General features: G+C 64.0%; 11 protein-coding genes. 5 read left to right on the top strand and 6 right to left on the bottom strand.

Going from position 1 to position 16,876, the window contains the following annotated elements:
* Positions 1-242 precede the first annotated feature (242 nt).
* On the top strand, positions 243-1,148 hold the full coding sequence (locus tag Q0030_RS07680) for an FkbM family methyltransferase (protein WP_298364963.1): 906 nt from the start codon (positions 243-245) through the stop codon (positions 1,146-1,148).
* A gap of 102 nt (positions 1,149-1,250) precedes the next feature.
* Here Q0030_RS07680 and Q0030_RS07675 read toward each other — a convergent pair whose 3' ends face one another.
* Positions 1,251-3,224, bottom strand: coding sequence for a substrate-binding domain-containing protein (locus tag Q0030_RS07675; RefSeq protein ID WP_298364961.1), 1,974 nt, complete (start codon positions 3,222-3,224; stop codon positions 1,251-1,253).
* A 609-nt stretch (positions 3,225-3,833) separates the two neighbouring features.
* On the opposite strand from Q0030_RS07675, the gene Q0030_RS07670 reads away from it, so the two are divergent.
* Both Q0030_RS07670 and Q0030_RS07665 read left to right on the top strand, forming a co-directional pair.
* Positions 3,834-6,938 carry a DEAD/DEAH box helicase gene (locus Q0030_RS07670; RefSeq protein ID WP_298365739.1) on the top strand — a complete coding sequence of 1,035 codons (3,105 nt, stop codon included), beginning with the start codon at positions 3,834-3,836 and terminating at the stop codon, positions 6,936-6,938.
* A gap of 839 nt (positions 6,939-7,777) precedes the next feature.
* A complete protein-coding gene (locus tag Q0030_RS07665; protein WP_298364959.1) occupies positions 7,778-9,328 on the top strand; it encodes a porin in 1,551 nt (516 codons plus the stop codon).
* Positions 9,329-9,724: 396 nt separating this feature from the next.
* Here the strand turns inward: Q0030_RS07665 and Q0030_RS07660 are convergent, their stop codons facing one another.
* The 4 genes from Q0030_RS07660 to Q0030_RS07645 form a co-directional block, all read right to left on the bottom strand.
* Positions 9,725-10,759: an LLM class flavin-dependent oxidoreductase gene (locus tag Q0030_RS07660; RefSeq protein WP_298364957.1), complete on the bottom strand. Its 1,035-nt coding sequence runs from the start codon at positions 10,757-10,759 to the stop codon at positions 9,725-9,727.
* A gap of 223 nt (positions 10,760-10,982) precedes the next feature.
* Positions 10,983-11,906 carry a glutathione S-transferase family protein gene (locus Q0030_RS07655; RefSeq protein WP_298364955.1) on the bottom strand — a complete coding sequence of 308 codons (924 nt, stop codon included), beginning with the start codon at positions 11,904-11,906 and terminating at the stop codon, positions 10,983-10,985.
* A 112-nt stretch (positions 11,907-12,018) separates the two neighbouring features.
* Positions 12,019-12,777 carry an SDR family NAD(P)-dependent oxidoreductase gene (locus Q0030_RS07650; protein ID WP_298364949.1) on the bottom strand — a complete coding sequence of 253 codons (759 nt, stop codon included), beginning with the start codon at positions 12,775-12,777 and terminating at the stop codon, positions 12,019-12,021.
* A gap of 37 nt (positions 12,778-12,814) precedes the next feature.
* The gene (locus Q0030_RS07645) at positions 12,815-13,384 is read right to left on the bottom strand and encodes a TetR/AcrR family transcriptional regulator (protein ID WP_298364947.1); all 570 of its coding nucleotides are present in this window, start codon (positions 13,382-13,384) and stop codon (positions 12,815-12,817) included.
* 105 nt (positions 13,385-13,489) lie between these two features.
* Here Q0030_RS07645 and Q0030_RS07640 point away from each other — a divergent pair, with 105 nt between their 5' ends.
* Positions 13,490-14,278, top strand: a complete 789-nt coding sequence (locus tag Q0030_RS07640) for a crotonase/enoyl-CoA hydratase family protein (RefSeq protein ID WP_298364945.1) — start codon at positions 13,490-13,492, stop codon at positions 14,276-14,278.
* 223 nt (positions 14,279-14,501) lie between these two features.
* Positions 14,502-15,353: a division plane positioning ATPase MipZ gene (locus Q0030_RS07635; protein ID WP_298364944.1), complete on the top strand. Its 852-nt coding sequence runs from the start codon at positions 14,502-14,504 to the stop codon at positions 15,351-15,353.
* A gap of 9 nt (positions 15,354-15,362) precedes the next feature.
* Here the strand turns inward: Q0030_RS07635 and Q0030_RS07630 are convergent, their stop codons facing one another.
* The gene (locus Q0030_RS07630; RefSeq protein ID WP_298364941.1) at positions 15,363-16,805 is read right to left on the bottom strand and encodes a hypothetical protein; all 1,443 of its coding nucleotides are present in this window, start codon (positions 16,803-16,805) and stop codon (positions 15,363-15,365) included.
* Positions 16,806-16,876 lie beyond the last annotated feature (71 nt).

Below are 16,876 nucleotides of genomic sequence, written 5' to 3'. Positions count from 1 at the left end.
ATCCGGATTGCGCACGGCCTTTCTCAGGTGAAGGCCCGTGAATGTATGTGACCTCGTCATTGCGAGGAGCGAAGCGACGAAGCAATCCATGGTTCCGCGTGTGTGGACCGATGGATTGCTTCGCGGAGCCTGTCATCCGGCGGCGCTTCGCGCCGACCGGGTGGCTCGCAATGACGGGGATAGAGCTGCGCGCTTCGACTTCAAGATTCGACGCGCCTTGCGCCGCTCCGTGAGGTCCTATGATGTCATCCCCGTCAACCGCGCCCGCGCCATCAGTCCCAGCTGCCGAGATCGACCCGCTGAATGCTCTGCTTGTACCCGAACGTCTCACCGCGGTGGTCGATATCGGTGCCAACCCGATCGACGTCCCGCCCTATGTGCCGTTGCTGCAGAAGCGGCTGTGCCGGCTGTTCGGCTTCGAGCCGCAGCCGAGCGCGTTGGCCGAGCTGAATGCCCGCAAGAGCGAGCTCGAAACCTATTTGCCCTACGTCATTGGCAACGGCGAGCAGGCCCGCCTTCGCGTCTGTGCCGCGCCCGGGATGACCAGCCTGCTGGAGCCCGATCCGCTGATGCTGAAGCACTTTCAGGGCTTCAACGAGTGGGGCCGCATCATCGCCGACAGCAAGATCGCGACCCACAGGCTCGATGACATCGGCGAGATCGATGCGCTGGACTATCTCAAGATCGACGTGCAGGGCTCGGAACTTGCGATCTTCCAGAATGGGCGGCGGCGGCTCGCGGAGGCGGTCGTCATCCAGACCGAGGTCTCGTTTCTCCCGCTGTACAAGCAGCAGCCGGTGTTCGGCGAGATCGACCTCGAGCTGCGCAGCCAGGGCTTCATTCCCCATGCCCTGATGGCGATCGACAAGCGGATGATTTGGCCGATGCGCGGCACCAATCCCTATGAGGCGTTCAATCAGCTGGTCGAGGCCGACGCCGTCTATGTCCGCGATTTCACCAAGGCCGATGCGATGAGCTCCGAGCAGCTCAAGCATCTCGCGCTGGTCGCCCATCACTGCTACGGCTCCTACGATCTCGCGGCGATCTGCATCCAGCATCTACTCAACCGTGATGCGATCGTCTCCCACGCCGGAAGCCGCTATTTCGAGCTCGCCGCAGCGCACCGCGCTGCCGCCAAAACCGGCTGAGACGGCAAGAAAACAGCCGAGCCCCGATCAAGAGCCCGGCTGCTGATGTCTTGCGTGAGACCGTGATCCGGATCGTCCCGGATCACGATCTCATATTGGGCGTTACTTCGCGCCGCCGGTGACACCCGTGCAGCCATCGGTCTGCGTGCCCGACGTGCTGTAGGCCGCGATCGCGCTCGGCAGGCCGCCGGCCGCGCTCGAGATCAGATAGGCATTCAGGATGTTGGTGGCCCACACGCCGTCGAGCTCGTGGAAGCCGTTATTGCGAATGACCCGGGCGACATTCGGATCGTAGCCGGGATTGTCGGCGTTCGATGCCGCCGGATTGTAGTTCGGCAGCCCGGTGACCGATCCGCCGAAGAACCAGGCGAGCCAGTTCTTCACGGCGGGCACCCGCGTCCCGGCGGTGTCGCCGTAGCAGCTGTACACGTTGAGGAAGCTCGCGCCAGTGATCGGATAGTCGGTCTGCGACTGCAGCGGGATGCCGATCACGGACAGGCCGTCATAGGTCACGCCGCCAACCACGGTGCCGGCGGGGTAGACCTGCGCATACAGGTTCCAGGCATCATAGCTGCTGTTGATGTCCGGAGCGGTCAGGTTGGCGAACGCCAGCTCGGCATTGTTCGGCGTCGGCGGGACGAAGTTCTGCGCCCTGCCGTTGCTGCCGACCTGGCCCGGATGATAGACGCCGAGCAGGCGCTGCCGTTCGTTCTGGACGCTGGCCGACAGCGGAGCCGCCGCGGAGATCGTGGTCCCGGCGATTTCCTCGGTCACGACCTGCGCATAGGGCTGCGTGAAGTCGGCGCTGAGATAACCGATGCGGCCGGCGAAGCGCGGGTCCGTGCCGATCTTCAGCGCTTCGTGGTTGCTGCCCGAGGCGCTGATCCAGTGCGGATCCGGACGTTCCTCGTCGTCATCCACATCGTAGGGGTCGCTTTGGTCGGAGCTCTTCACCGCCTTGATGTTGTCGAGCAGGCGGACGAATTTGCCCGACGGCAGGTTCGCGGTGGCGCTGCCGCCGACCCCGACCCCGGTGAAGATCTTCTTGTAGTTGTAGGTGCCGGTCGGATCGAGCAGCGGGCAGAGGTTGGCAAGGTAGTTGGTCAGGATGAAGCTCGCGCCGGCATCATCCGCACGGTAGACCACCTTGATCGGCAGCCGGCCGCTGGTATAGGCGACCGGGGTCAGCGAGCCGTTGGTGTTGGCGTCGTAGAAGTGCTGGAATTGCTGCACGCCGTTGGCGTCGAGCGCGGGGATCAGCGTCGAGGTGTCATGCCAGTCCGTCACGGTCGCCGAGAAGATCGCGCAGAGCTGGGCGGCCGTGAGCTGGATCGCTCCGCCGGCCTGGCTGTTCGGCGACAGTGCCGACTGGTTGGTCCAGGTCACACCCGAAGTGGAGTTCGCGGTGTTGACCGCGATCGCAACCGGGACTTCCATGGCCGGGACCTGGATCGGGGCGCCGACGGCCGAGGTGCTGAAGCTCGCGGACGAGCTGCTCAGGGCGCCGATCAGCAGCGTGTTCTGCCAATTGGTCGACGGGACGAAATTGCTGAACGAGATGGTGGTCAGGCTGGAAATCGAGCTGGCGAGCGGCGCGTCGCTGGCGGCGAAGTCGAGCCGCGGATAGGGATAGCTCTTGAAGGCCGCATTGGCGGTGTCGCGGAACGGCGGCTTGGCCGAAGGCTTGCGCACCACGGCCGGCGCGGAATCCGGGCTGCCGCGGAACAGTTGCCGCGCATCGTCGGCGATGTAGGCGCGCTGGCCGTTGCCGGAGCCGACGGCGGCGAACAATCCCTCGACCGAGGTCGAGCCGAGGGTGCAGCTGGTCGGCAGCAGGTTCGGGCTCGGGGTTGCGGTCGAGAAGCTCGGCGAGAACGCCTGGCCGTCATTGGCCAGCGTCGAGCCCGCATAGCAGTCGAAGATCTGCCGCAGCGCCAGCGACGACAGCGTGCTGCCGCCGCCGTAGATGCCGGTTTGGGCCGCAGCCGGTTGCTGGGCTCCGATCATGGCGGCGGCCGACAACGCGACCAGCGAGGTCGTGCCCAGCACGCGTTCGGCGAACGATTTCGTCTTCATGATAACCTTCCCTGTTTTTGTTGCGTGACACAGCAGCGCCGCGCGACCGCCTGACGGCCTCGTGATGTCCAGAACGTCTTGTTCGATGGCTTGTGAATGGGACGGCGATGAAGAAGACCTTGCAGGAACGTCTCAAGACAATCGAAGCTGTTCGCCGCGCAAGGCGAATGCCCTGCGCGTCGTCGTCGGCATCGGTGCCGATGTGGCTCACACCCCTAAGACAATTCGAATGAGCGCGATGCGCAGCGTGCTTGCGGTGATTTTTCGGGCGGGTGAATTCTCGGACGCGCGGATCGCGCGATCCGACGTGTATGCTGGATTGCAAGAAGGATGGTGGCGTGGAGCGAGACATGCCGATGCCGCAATTGATCCCGAACCCGCGGCTATCCAACGCGATTGCGAGGCTGTAATGAGGGCGCTGGCCGCGTGCGTCGGGGGGCGCCGGCGGCCCGCGATCGACCGGAGATGCTTGTCTCCGGGCGATCGAACTTGCGCAATAACGATGGATTTGACGTGGCGAAGACCAAGAAGGCCCGCGCGGCTGCTGGCGCGAAGAAGAACAGCAAGGGATTGACGCGTTCCGGGATCTCATCCTCCTCGCCACTCGGCATGCTGGCACTGCATCTTCTCGAGCAATGGAAAGAGTCGGGCCGTGACGGCATCGTCTTCCTTGCGGAAAGCGAGAACAGGGCGGAGCGCCTCGGCAGCGTGCTGCATTCGCTCGATCCTTCGCTCGAGGTGCTGGTGTTCCCGAGGCTGAATACCTTGCCGTTTGACGGGCTGGAGCCGTCGCACGAGATCGCCGGCAGGCGGAGTTCGGTGTTGCGGCGTCTTGCGAAGAGCAGGAAGCCGGTCTTCCTGGTGTCGACGGCGGAGGCGATCATGGAGCGGTTGCCGCTGCCCGCGAGCTGGGGCCGCCTCAGCACCAGCCTGAAGGTCGGTGCGCGCTATGCCGAGCAGGATCTCAAGGATCGTCTGGAAGCTCTGGGATACGATCTCGACGAAGAGGCGGATTATCCTGGAAGCGTCCTTTTCCACGGAATGACATTTGAAGTGTTTCCTGCCGGCGCCCTCGGGCCGTACAGAATCGAGCATTCCGCTGGCGTGATCCGCAGGATAGCCGGGGTAGATCCCAACGAACACGACGTCGTGTTCGATACCCAGGAACTGCTGATCGATCCGATGTCGGAACGGATCGCATTGGGAGGCAAGCGGGCACAGCGGGCGGCGCTGCCGGATTATTGTCCGCGCGCCCGCTGGATCGCAGACGCGGGAGTTGCAGGTCATGCCGATAGCTGGCTGAGCACGATCAAGGAGGCAGCCGGCCGCAGAGAGGCGGACCGCGAGTACTTCGGCCCCGGCGACTGGAAGCGGCTGACCAAGCGCATGAGTGCGCTGCCTCGCAAGGCGGCGTTCACCCCGACGCCCGATTTCTCGAAGGTCGCCTCGTCGCGAAAAGCGCTCCGCGCGTTCGTCGCCGACACGCAGCGCGCCGGATCGCGGCTGGTCTTTGTTGCGGCGGTGGAGGACGATTTGCGCGCGATCGAGCGCATGAGCGGGATCAAGGCGGAGCGCGTCGGAGGTTGGAGCGAGGCGGCGAAGGGGCGAGGCGGCGAAGCGGCGCTGCTGGCTGACTTCGACACCGGCTTCATCGGTTCGGGCCGCAAGCCGCTTGTGGTCGTGACGGCGACCGACGTGCTCGGCAGCCGGGCGCATCATCCGCAGCCCATGGCCAGAGCCTGGGGTGCAGCTTTCGATCATCCCGATGTGCCGGAGCGCGGCGCGCTCGTCGTTCATCTGCCGCGCGGGCTGGCAGTGCTCGATGGCTTGCAAACCCTCGACATGGGGAAGGGATCATCGCGCGAGATGGTCAGGCTGGGATTTGCCGGGGATGATGCCGTGCTCGTACCGCCCGCCGACCTTGCGCTGATCTGGCCGTATGCGGCGGAGCGCGGCAAGCTGACATTGGACAGGGCGGACGGAAGCACGTGGTGGGCGCGACGGACCAAGGCGGAGCAGGAAATTCAACTTGCCGCCAAGGCGCTTGCCAAACACATCGCGCAGCGACGCCGCCGGCGCGCGCCCAGACTGGTCGCTCCCGGTCCCGCATACGAGCGGTTCGTCGCGCGCTTTCCGTATTTCACGACCGTCGACCAGGCGAAGGCAATCCGGGACGTGCTGGATGATCTTGCGTCGGGTCATCCGATGGACCGGGTCGTCTGCGGCGACGTCGGATTTGGCAAGACCGAGGTTGCCTTGCGCGCGGCGGCGGCCGTGGCCCTGTCAGGCAAGCAGGTTGCCGTCGTCGTGCCGACGACCGTTCTGGCAAGGCAGCACGTCGCAACATTCCGCAAACGGTTTGCCCCGCTCGGCATCGACGTCGGAAGCTTGTCGCGCGCGACGTCGACTGCGGAGATGAAGCAGACGAAGGAAGCCCTGCGAAGCGGAAAGATGAAGATCGTGGTCGGCACCCAGGCGATCGCCGCGAAGGACGTGAAATTCGCCAAGCTGAGTCTGGTCATTGTCGACGAAGAGCAGCACTTCGGGGCGGCGGAGAAGGCCAAGCTTTCGGGCCTGGCGAAGAGCGTCCATACGCTCTGGATGAGTGCCACGCCGATCCCGCGCACGCTTGCGGCGGGTCTCGCCGGATTCAGGGACCTGAGCGTGATCGCATCCCCGCCGGTGCATCGGCTTCCGGTCGTGACCAAGATCGCGCCACTTTCGGACGCCGCCATTGCCGCTGCCCTGCTGCGCGAGCAGAGACGTCACGGGCAAAGCTTCCTGATCTGTCCGCGCATCCAGGATCTGGAGCCGCTGCTGGCGCGCGTGCAGGCGGTGGCCCCGGAGCTGCGCATCGTTTGCCTGCATGGCAAGCTACCAGCCGATGAGCTTGACGACCGGATGATGAGCTTCGTCGAAGGCGAGGCCGACGTGTTGCTGGCGACCAACATCGTGGAAAGCGGTCTCGACATTCCGCGGGCGAACACCATCGTGGTTTGTTGGCCGGAAAAGTTTGGTCTGGCACAGCTCCACCAGCTCAGAGGGCGCGTGGGACGCGGTGGCACGCGTGCCTTCGCATACATGCTGACGGAATCGAATTCGGAGCAATCGGGCAAGCGTTTGGCCGTTCTCGAGGAGTTCAGCAGGCCGGGCGCCGGCTTCGCGATCAGCGAGCGCGATCTGGACCTCAGAGGTGCCGGAGATCTGCTGTCCGAACGGCAATCCGGCCACGTGCAGGTTTTCGGACCGGTGCTCTATAGCCACCTTCTGAAACAGGCTTCGGAGAAGACCAACGACCGGGCTGCGGATCTTTGGGTGCCCGATCTCAACCTTCCACTCGTGGATCTGCTGCCCAAGAATTATGTGCAATCGGAATCCATGCGCCTTGAAATCTATGGCCGCGTCGCGAGGTGCAGGAACGAAGACGATCTGGAAGATCTGGAAGAGGAGACCTCTCGCCGCTTCGGCAGGCTGCCATCGGCGGGCCGGGATTTCTTCGCGGCGGCAAGGCTCAGGATCGATTGCAAACGGCGAGGTATCGTGAGGCTCGACGTCGGGCCGGAGGCCGTCGCAGCGACGTTTCTGCCGGGGAGGCTGCCTAAATCAAGAGCACGATCGCTACAACGCGACGGTGATCGCGTCTTTTACTCAGGCAAGACCAACGAACCGCCCTTCGAGCGGATCGATGATCTGCTCGATATTTTGGACGAGTGAGTACGACGTTACCCCTGGCCAGGCCTTCGTCGGGCGCTCTCTGATGTGAACGATCGCGCCGCTTCACCGCGCCGCCTGACTCTCTTCAGATGCGAGTCTTGTGGCTGCATCGGGCTGCTTCGCGTCATGTGAGTGCATTACGCGAGCAGTGGAGATATTTCATCGCGCGCTCGGCTGCGGAGAACAAATCGACTGATTCCGCACGCTGACATCGCGGTGACATGTAGCGCCGGTAGTGCACATCTGAGGCGGTCCGTCCGCCGTCTTCCAGCCTGCTCCGAGCAATCGGAATGCCCCCTTCCAGGCGCGAGTCGGCGGTATTTGGGGCGGGCTATGTCGTTCAGATACCGGCATTTTCGAGCCGAAATATTGTGCACGGAGCCGGAATCAGCGGCGCCCGAACAGGCTCCGATTTTCGCTTTCTCCGTAGGACTACGCGTTTTGCACACCGTTCCGCCCGGTATTGCTCAAACTTGTGCCCGCCAGCGGTATCTGAAATATTTGTCTTATATTTCAATAGCTTGTCGAGATGCTGCAGTTCAAATGCCCGTGATATTTGTGCAACATTTGCCCGAAAACAGCCGCAACTCGTCCCAACCCGAGCGGTCTTTTGTTGCGTGATCGGGGGCCTTCTGTCTCATATGGAACTGCGACGGAGGGGGGCATCCCGAGGTCGTCCCGTTTTAGGTGGTTCGCTTAAGTCCCTCGCGTTCATGCGGGTGTGTCCGAAGGCGCGAAGCGACTAGGCGGGGTTTTAAGGGACAAAGGGAACCAACCTAGGGTGTTTTACCCGGCGGATCCGGAACCTTCCCTGAGATAGAGCAACTTGGAGGTTTAACATGAAGATGGTTAAGAGCCTTATCCTCGGCTCGGCGGCGGCTCTCGTCGCGGTCGGCGGAGCTCAGGCGGCCGATCTTCCCGTCAAGGCCAAAGCGGTCGAGTACGTGAAGGTTTGCTCCCTGTATGGTCCCGGTTTCTACTACATCCCGGGCACCGATACCTGTATCAAGCTGGGCGGCTACCTGCGTGTCGACGTTCTGGCGAACACCAACTCGGATGACACCGGCAACACCTCGGGTGCTGGTGCCGCTAACAATCGCTTCACCAACGGCTACACTTGGCGCTCTCGTGAAGACCTGAACATCGATACGCGCACCGCGACCGAATACGGCGTGGTCCGCACCTTCTTCGATGCGACGTTCTCGTGGACGACGGACACCTACGCCGGACAGGGTAACGGCGCGACCGTTTACTCGCCGATCGGCGCGGTTCAGGCTCCGAACAACGCCAACTCCGGCGCGGTTGCAGGCGGTACGGTCGGCGTCTACTACGCCTTCATCCAGTTCGCCGGCTTCACCATCGGTAAGGCGGTCTCACAGTTCTCGGCTCCGTGGGCCAACTATCCGGGCAACAACTTCGACGGTCTCGTCGGCGGCGGCGGCACGATCACTGGTGTGAACCAGTTCACCTACACCGCTCAGTTCGGCAACGGCGTGTCGCTGTCTCTGTCGGCTCAGGATCAGACGGCCTACTATCAGGCTGGCGTCATGAACCTCGGCGCCGCTCCGGGCGCGCTCGGCCCGTTCGGCACCAGCGACTACGCCGGCACGATTGCTCCGGATCTTGTCGCGATGCTGCGCGTCGACCAAGCTTGGGGTCTGTTCCAGGCGTCGTTCGCGGCGCATGACAACCACGTGGCTTACTACGGCGGCACTGAGTTGACCGGTCATCCGGACGACAAGTGGGGTTGGGCAGGTCAGTTGGCCTTGTCGATCAAGAACATCCCGACTGGACCTGGCGACACCATCAACATCCAGGGTGTCTACACGGACGGTGCGACTCGCTACAACATCCAGGACCTTGCCGGTTCGGCTGGTGCAAACACCATCTACAGCGGCACTGGCTTGGCTGGCGCCTACCAGAGCGTCGGTTTCGGCATTGCGCCTGACACGGTGTTCATCAACGGTGGCTCGCAGCAGTCGATCAAGACTTGGGGTATGCGCGGTGCATACGTCCACAACTGGAGCCCCTACTGGAACACCAGCATCTACGGTGCTTACGCTGGCGTCCGCTACAACGACACGGCTAAGGGCTACATCTGCGGCCCGGCTGGCAACGGTGTGGGTGGTTCGTTCGGCGCCACGTTCGGTACCGCTGGTCTGACCTCCTGCAACCCCGACTACAACATCGCGCAGATCGGTACGCAGACCCAGTGGACCCCCGTCAAGAACCTGACCTTCACGGCTGACTTGACCTACACCCACCTGGATCAGAAGATGTCTGGTACGATCACCAACGCCAGCGTCGGTATCGGCAAGCCGCTCGCCACGTACGAGTTGAAGGACCAGAACACGCTTCTCCTTCTGCTCCGCGCTCAGCGCAACTGGTAATACCGGTTGATCTGACTTCGATCTAATAGAGCCCCCGGCGCCAACGCGCCGGGGGTTTTGCTTATTTTGCTGTGGCCATTTCTTGCGGGATGTCTCATTTAGGTCATTGACTAGACCGGGATACCGATCGATCGTCAGGGTGGTCATGACGATTGCCCAAGAAATAGTTCGCATGGTCCGCGAACAACCGGGTCTCACCGAACGCCAACTTGCCGAGCGCTTGTTCGGTGAAGAGGCCACGATACAACGCGTCAATCCGACGTGTCGGAAGCTGGTGGCGATGGGCTGGGTTGTGCGAAGCGGCAGAGGTTGGGCAGCCGATCCGTTTACATATCATCCTGCCAAATCTCCCCGATAGATCGGCCTGCGCGGTGTTGTCCGGGTCAGTACAGCACCTCACGCGGCGAGCATGTCGCGCACCATCGGCACCACCCTGCGGCCATAGAGCTCGATGCTCTTCATCAGCTTCTCGTGCGGCAGCGGGCCCGCCGAGTATTTCAGCTGGAAGCGCGCCGCACCGAGCGTCTTCACGGTCGCCGCGATCTTGCGGGCGACGGTTTCCGGCGCGCCGACATAGAGCGAGCCGTGCTCGGCCTCAGCCACGAACTCGTCGCGGCCCATCGGCGGCCAGCCGCGCTCCTTGCCGATCCGGTCACGCATGACCTTGTAGTCGGGCCACAGCTCTTCCCGAGCTTGCGCGTCGGTCTCGGCAACGTAGCCCGGCGAATGCACGCCGATCGGCTTCGGCGTCCGGCCGAACTGCTGGTAGGCGCGCTGGTGCAGGTCGACATAGGGCGCAAAACGCTTGGGGTCGCCGCCGATGATGGCGAGCATCAGCGGCAGATCATAATGCGCCGCGCGCACCACCGATTCGGGGCTGCCGCCGACGCCGATCCAGGTCTTCAGCCGGCCGTGCTCGACCGGCGGATAGACCGACTGGCCCTTGAGCGGCGGCCGCAGCTTGCCTTCCCAGCTCACCGGCTCCTGCTTCAGGAGCTCGGTGAACAGATCGAGTTTTTCCTCGAACAGCTCGTTGTATTGCCGGAGGTCGAAGCCGAACAGCGGGAACGACTCGGTGAACGAGCCGCGGCCGAGGATCACCTCGGCGCGGCCGTTCGAGACCGCGTCGACGGTTGCGAAGCGCTGGAAGACGCGAATCGGATCGTCCGAGCTCAGCACGGTCACCGCCGAGCCAAGGCGGATGTTTTGGGTGCGCGCGGTGATGGCCGCCAGCACGGTCTCGGGGGAGGAGATCGCAAAGTCGGACCGGTGGTGCTCGCCGAGCCCGATGAAATCGATCCCGAGCTGATCGGCCAGCACCGCCTCGTCGACGACGTTGCGGATCACCTGGGCGTGGGGCAGCGGCGCGCCGGCAGCGTCCTTGGTGACGTCGCCGAATGTGTCGAGCCCGAATTCGAGAGAGGTCGTCATCAGTCAGTCCAGTTGTCGGCGTGGCGGAGTATCCGCCACGGGCCACCCATCGCACGCAGGCCGAAAGGTCATGTTGCTGCGGAGATGTCCGCAAGCCTGCGCTGTGGAGCCTTCGTTGGAGATGCAGTGGAGGTATTGCCTGTTCGCCGGCCGGCAAGGTCACGCCGTGAAACGCAGCGTTTCCAGGTCGGCTGTGTCCGGCCTGCGGCCGAGGCTGCGGCGATCAGCCCGGGATGACCAGGAAGCCGGCCCGCGGGAAATGCACCACGACCTCGCCGACACGTTCGTCGGACCGGCGGATCGCGATGTGCTGTGCCGACAGCGAGACGATCTCGCCACGGACCAGGATCTTGCCGTAGTCATCGGGCATCACGCTGACGATGTCGCCGGGCTTGCGACCGTTCGGATCCAAGGGGTCGCCAAAAACAGGCGTCTCCGGCTTTGCCTTCGCCGCGATCTCGAGCGCGTCCGCTGACGACATTTCGGTGCGCGTGCCGTGGCCGATGCCGCGCACGCGCTCCTCCCAGGCCGCGACGCGCGGCAAGGGCTTGATGATCTCGTCGATCGCGGCGACGCTCTGTCGTGCGTACCACACGTTCATGTAGGCGCTGACGTCGGCGAGGCTGAACTCGCCGAACAGCCACGGCCGGCCATCGCCAAGTTGCGCCTCGATCCAGTCGACATTGGCGCGGAACTGGTCGCGCATCTGCGGCAGCGCCGCGGTCATGGCGGCGACATCGAATCTGGCGCCGCGCAGCTTCTCGCGATCCTCGATGAAATCCTGCGGCACCTTGTCGCCGATGAAGCCGAACGCGAGGGTGACCGTGTTCTGGAAGAATGGCCGGTCGGTCCACATGCCGAGCGCCCAGGGCATCCCGGCATGGCCTGCGGGAAACAGCGTCGGCGTCGGATAGCGCCGCTCCAGCTCGCGGATGATGATCTGGGTGTCACAATAGATGTCCGCGCCGATCTGCATCGTCGGTGTGCGGCGATAGCCACCGGTCATCGGCATCAGATCCGGCCGCGGCATGATCCGGGAAGTCCGCACCGAGTTCCAGGCGAGCTTCTTGAATCCGAAGATAACGCGGATTTTCTCGGAGAACGGCGACTGATCGAAGTGATGCAGGATCGGCGTGGGCTGCGACATGGCCTCCTCCCGGGATATGGGTGCGATCTCCTCGAACCTTGTCGCACAGCCTGACAAGATTCCGGCGGATCGCAACCCATTTCCTCTGGAGAACGACGATGGCGCGGTTCCGTCAGAACGACTCCGCCCATGGCCGCAGGTCGAGCTCCAGCGTCCATGCACTGCGATGCTGGTGATGCAGCACCCAATAGGCGTCCGCGATGGCCGCGATGTTGAGCAGCCCATCCGGCCCGCGGTCGTCCTTCAATTGCGGACGTGCGCTGAGCAGGCGATCGCCCTCGATGCCGCCGTCGACCACGACATGGCCGACATGGATGCCTTGCGGCCCGAATTCCCGCGCCACGCTCTGCGCCAGCGCGCGCAGCGCGGCTTTGGCGGAGGCGAATGGCGCGTAGTTGGCCTTGCCGCGCAGCGAGCCGCTGGCGCCGGTGAACACCAACGTGCCGCCGCCGCGCGCGAGCAGGGCAGGGATCGCGGCCTGTGCGAGCTGGAATCCGCCGAGCGCGTGTTCGCGCCAGTGCTCCTCGAAGCGCTGCTCGCTGACCTTGAGGAACGGCGCGGGCCGGTTGGAGCCTGCATTGTGCACGGCCATCGCCAGTGGCGCGAGCTTCCCGGCAGCCTCGACGAAGCGGGCGACATCGGTTGCCGTCGAAGCATCGCCGACGACGTGGGTGACCTTGGCGCCGGTTGCCGCGAGTTCGGCCGCCGTTGCGGCGAGCTTCTCGGCGTTGCGCCCGGCGATCGCGACGGGATGGCCACCGGCTGCAAAACGACGCGCGATCGCGGCTCCCAGGCCGTTGGATGCGCCGACGCCGACAATCAGCACGCTGCCCTGTACAGCGGTCGGCTCGAGTGCGGATTTGTCGTTCATGGCTCACTCCATCAAGGCGCCCGCGGCGCGGGTGAAATCATTGGTCGGACGCCATCGCGACGATGGCATCGCGCACCGTGCGCAGAATGGCATCGGACCGCTTCGGATCGGTGATGACGCGCGAGATCGCCAGCGCGCCGACCATCGCGCTCACCGCGACGATCGCGCTGCTATCGTCGTCGTCGCAGAGCGTCTCGGCAACCTTGGCGATGAAGGATTCGATGTGCGGCTCCATCACCGCGCGGCACTGCACGTCGGCGCGGCCGACATCCGAGATCAGCGCGCCGATCGCACAGCCCGACTTCGGCGAGTCGCGATGGCTGCGGCTGAGATAGCTTCGCACCAGCGCGTTGACGCTGACCGGCTTGTCGGGATCGCGCGATGCGCGCGCCGACGCCTCACCCAAGGTCAGCGCCTGCTCCAGCGCCGCGGCGATCAGGTCGGAACGCGAGGCGAAGTGGCCATAGAAGCCGCCATGGGTCAGCTTCACCTGCTGCATCAGGCTTCCGATGCTGAGCGCGTCCAGCCCCTTGTCGCGGATCTGCGTCGCAGCCTCGTTCAGGATGCGCTCGCGGCTCCTGGCCTTGTCGGCCTGGGAATGGCCCATCTTCGCTCAACCCCTGTTTGACTCTCCATCTGGATTATGACCATCATGCATCTGGATGACAAGTATCATCCAGAAAATATGCAGTCACAAAGCAGGGAGGAACAGATGTCCGGCAGCGCGAGCGAAGGGCGGGTCCGCCACGAGCGGCATGATCACATCCTGAAGATCATCATCGACAATCCGGCGAAGAAGAATGCCTTCAGCCCGGAGATGATGGCTGAGCTGTCCGACGCGCTGACGCTGCTCGACAATGACGACGGCCTGTGGGTCGGCGTGCTGTGTGCCGCCGGCGGCAGTTTCACCGCGGGTCTCGACATGCCGAAATTCTTCGGTCCGACGGCGTCGCGCAAGCCGCTGCCGGAGGGCAACGTCGATCCCTTCGGATTGTCGAAGCGGTGCCGGAAGCCGATCATCACGGCGGTGCAGGGCATCGTGTTCACCGTCGGCATCGAGATGATGCTGGCCGGCGATATCGTCGTTGCCGCGGACGATAGCCGCTTCTGCCAGATGGAAGCCAAGCGCGGCATCGCGCCGCTTGCCGGCGCGCATTTCCGCTACATCAGTCGCGCCGGATGGGGCGATGCGATGTATCACCTGCTGCTGTGCGACGAGTTCACTGCCGCAGAAGCGCACCGGATCGGTCTCGTGCAGGAAGTCGTGCCGGCCGGCCAGCAGATCGAGCGTGCGATGGCGCTTGCAGAGATCATCGCGCGTAACGCGCCGCTTGGAATCCAGGTGACGAAAGAGGCGGGCCGCAAGTTCATCGAAGCCGGCGAGCAGGCGGCAATTGCGATCATTCCGCAGATCCGCGAACGCGTGCTCAACACATCAGATGCGGCCGAGGGCATCAAGTCGTTCGTCGAGCGCCGCGCTGCGGTGTTCCAGGGACGCTAGTCCCAGGCACGCTAGTCCAAGCGCGCTAGCCCCAGCGACGCGCGCTGCGTTCACGATACGTGCTCGGATTGCGGTTGTGACAATGTTGTCGCAGCCGCATCAATTTCGATCACGATGATCGTGCGACGACTCTTGTCGAGATTCGTCGAATCAGGGAGATTCGAATCCATTCATTAAATTCAATTTCGTCCTGCTTTCACTCAAGCGTCCGGTATGGATTCCCATGACAAACGCACGAGTAATTGTAATCGGAAATAACAAGGGCGGCTCGGGCAAGTCGACAATTGCCATGCACGTCGCCATCGCGCTGATCAAGGCGGGTCAGCGTGTCGCCACCATCGATCTCGACAACAAGCAGAAGTCGCTGACGCACTACGTCGATCACCGGCGGGACTGGGCGCGGGAGTCCTCGCTCGAGCTGGGCATCCCGACGCATATGTGCTTCGAGACGGTAAGCGGCCGGAGCAGCGAGGTCGAGACGCTCGGGCGCAGCGCGCTTGCCGAGATCGTCGAGCGGCTCAGCCGGTCGCATGATTTTGTCGTCATCGACTGTCCCGGCCACGACACCTATCTGACGACGTTCACGCATTCGCTGGCGAACACGCTGATTACGCCGCTGAACGACAGCTTCCTCGACTTCGACGTGCTCGGCACGGTCGATCCGAGCGACTTCAAGGTAACCGGGATCAGCCATTATTCGAAGATGGTGGAGGAAGCGCGGCGCGAGCGCAGCGCGCACGATCAACCGGCATTCGAGTGGGTGGTGCTGCGCAACCGCCTCTCGACCCTCGGTTCACGCAACAAGCGCCTGGTCGGTGAAGCCCTCAGCGAACTGTCGAAGACGCTGAACTTCCGCCTGGTCGACGGCTTGGCCGAGCGCGTGATCTTCCGCGAATTCTATCCGCGCGGATTGACGGCGGTCGACGATGTCAATCAGCTCGCGCTGGGTGGCCGGCCGACCATGTCGCATGTCACCGCATGGCTTGAGATGGAGCGGCTGATGACGGCGATCATGCTCAGCCATCTTTTGGCGCGCCCAGCGGAGTCCGCCGACGCCAACCGCGACGCGGCGTAGGTCGGATCGCTACCGGCAGTTGGCGTTGCCCGCATTGGCAACGGTCAGGAACGTGATCGTTGCGGGAGCGAAAACGATCGCTCCCGCCGAGGTCGGCGCGCCATTCAGTGTGGGCATCTGGTCGGAAGCCCCAAGCGCAAGCGTGCTGCCGTTGAGCTGAACATTGCCATCGGCAGGCTTTTCGTTTGCCAATGTATAGCGTTGCGAGGCGGCCGACAGCGTCAGCCTGCGTCGCATCCGCCAGTCATTGTTGATGACGAGCAGGGCTATTCCATCAGGCATATCGCGCGCGCAATGCGCATAGACGTGGAGACCGGGCTGCTTGCCGACGCCGGCATCGAGCACGGTGGTTCCCATGAGCCGTCGCCATAGCAGCGCGGCCCAGTAGTTCGGCCGCGGCAGATGGGTTTGTTCGTCGAGCAGCCCATAGTCGCTCGCGGCCAGCGTGTTGTGCATCACCACCTGAGCCCCGGCCTTGGCGAGCTGTCCGAGTTGATCGAGATAGCGGAACGTATCGGCGAAGGTCGCAGCCCAGCGATTGCCTCCGCACGCGGTCTCCGCGGTCTCGGTCAGCCAGATCGGCTTGCCCGGTGCGAACCGGTTGCGCAGCGCCCGGTAGAAGGCGAGTGTCTTGTCGGTTCGTGCCAGCCATCGGTCCGACAAGGCCTGCTGTGCCGTGCGATCGCCGGAGCATCGCGCCGAGAGCGCGCCATAATGATGGTAGGAGACCGCGTCGATGCCCGCCGCTGAAACCCCAAAGAGGGCCTTTGCATCCGCGCCGGTGCCGATCGTGCCCGGGCCGAGGATCGTCACCTCGGGTGCGGCGTCCTTCATGAATGCGCGGAACGTCGCAAAATCGCGGCCGTATGCTGCGGCATCGTAATGCTCTGGGGCGCCGCCGATGGCCGGCAGATCGGGCTCGTTCATGAACTCGGCCGCGGCGATCCCGCCGCCGGTCGATTTCGTGAATGCGAGAAGCTGCCGGGCCTGTTCGGTGGTCCATCGGCCCCCAGCGTCGCGCGTGCCGGCGCTGATCGCAAAGGACGTGACGATGGGAGCGCCGACGGCGTGCGAGAAGTCGATCACGCCCTGCCACTGCTGTCGCGTCAGTACGCCCTTGAAGCCGGCCGGTGGCGCCGATGGTGGCGCGTCGGAATCCGCAAAGAACGTGCTGTTGGCCCAGGTTCCGCTGACACGAAGGTAGGCGGGAGCGAGTGCTGCTGCGAGCCTGCGTAGCCTGTCGTCGTGCAGATCGATCGGGGTGCGCGCTGCGAACCGTTCCGGCTTCGCATCCGGCCGTGCCGCGACGGCATAAGGCTTCCAGAATCTCCCGCCGGTCACCTCGACCATCTCGATGTTGTAGGACTGGAAGCGTGGGTCGATGGTCGCAACACGCGGCATGGCGGCGACGCCGAGCGTCAGCTCTGCCGCGGCGGCCTTCGCCTGTGCCAAGGCCGCAATGGCCAGGACAACGACGCATCCGAGGCGTCGAGGAGGAAGAACCCGATGGTCGCGCATGAGGG

Origin of the sequence: uncultured Bradyrhizobium sp. (assembly GCF_947648125.1) — a bacterium.
Classification (GTDB): Bacteria; Pseudomonadota; Alphaproteobacteria; order Rhizobiales; family Xanthobacteraceae; genus Bradyrhizobium.
The sequence above is the reverse complement of the archived record's forward strand: the minus strand, read 5'-3'. Positions and strand labels throughout refer to the sequence as shown.

Coding starts and splice junctions, on each gene's coding strand:
- Q0030_RS07680 (WP_298364963.1), top strand. CDS start 243: ATGTCATCCCCGTCAACCGCGCCCGCGCCATCAGTCCCAGCTGCCGAG.
- Q0030_RS07675 (WP_298364961.1), bottom strand. CDS start 3,224: ATGAAGACGAAATCGTTCGCCGAACGCGTGCTGGGCACGACCTCGCTG.
- Q0030_RS07670 (WP_298365739.1), top strand. CDS start 3,834: ATGCTGGCACTGCATCTTCTCGAGCAATGGAAAGAGTCGGGCCGTGAC.
- Q0030_RS07665 (WP_298364959.1), top strand. CDS start 7,778: ATGAAGATGGTTAAGAGCCTTATCCTCGGCTCGGCGGCGGCTCTCGTC.
- Q0030_RS07660 (WP_298364957.1), bottom strand. CDS start 10,759: ATGACGACCTCTCTCGAATTCGGGCTCGACACATTCGGCGACGTCACC.
- Q0030_RS07655 (WP_298364955.1), bottom strand. CDS start 11,906: ATGTCGCAGCCCACGCCGATCCTGCATCACTTCGATCAGTCGCCGTTC.
- Q0030_RS07650 (WP_298364949.1), bottom strand. CDS start 12,777: ATGAACGACAAATCCGCACTCGAGCCGACCGCTGTACAGGGCAGCGTG.
- Q0030_RS07645 (WP_298364947.1), bottom strand. CDS start 13,384: ATGGGCCATTCCCAGGCCGACAAGGCCAGGAGCCGCGAGCGCATCCTG.
- Q0030_RS07640 (WP_298364945.1), top strand. CDS start 13,490: ATGTCCGGCAGCGCGAGCGAAGGGCGGGTCCGCCACGAGCGGCATGAT.
- Q0030_RS07635 (WP_298364944.1), top strand. CDS start 14,502: ATGACAAACGCACGAGTAATTGTAATCGGAAATAACAAGGGCGGCTCG.